This is a genomic window from Streptomyces sp. DH12, assembly GCF_020873895.1.
In the GTDB taxonomy this organism is placed as follows: Bacteria; Actinomycetota; Actinomycetes; order Streptomycetales; family Streptomycetaceae; genus Streptomyces.
This window is the reverse complement of the sequence record NZ_JAHWGT010001751.1, coordinates 1-379: the sequence shown is the minus strand read 5'-3', so window position 1 is coordinate 379 and position 379 is coordinate 1. Positions and strand designations below refer to the sequence as shown.

Annotated in this window: 1 protein-coding gene; it reads left to right on the top strand. The window is 74.9% G+C overall.

What is annotated here, in order from left to right:
• Positions 1-220: SGNH/GDSL hydrolase family protein (locus tag LPA54_RS42055; RefSeq protein ID WP_368857929.1), on the top strand; the 220-nt coding region annotated here is incomplete at its 5' end.
• Positions 221-379: the final 159 nt, after the last annotated feature.

Here is a 379-nt window from a genome sequence, read left to right as displayed (position 1 = left end):
GGACGTGCGGCAGCGGGTCAACGCGGAGATCCGCGACGGCGGGGTGTTCGACGAGGTCGTGGACTTCGACGAGGCGGTGCGGGACGCGTACGACCCGCGCCGCTTCCGCGCCGGGTACGACTCCGGGGACGGGCTGCACCCCAGCGACGCGGGGTACGCGCGCATGGCGGAGACGTTCGAGCTGAAAGCGTTGAAGGGCGGGGCGCCGGCCCGGCTGTAACCGACGCCGGGCCGGTGAGGAGGCTCAGCCGTCCTCGGGCCGCCGCTCGTGCTGCCGGTGCGGGCCGTGCAGGTTCAGCGGGTCGTGCAGGCGGCGGGACTCCTCCAGCTCCTGGCGGTGCCGCTCGGCGCTGTCCAGAGCCTCCCGCCGCTGCTCCTC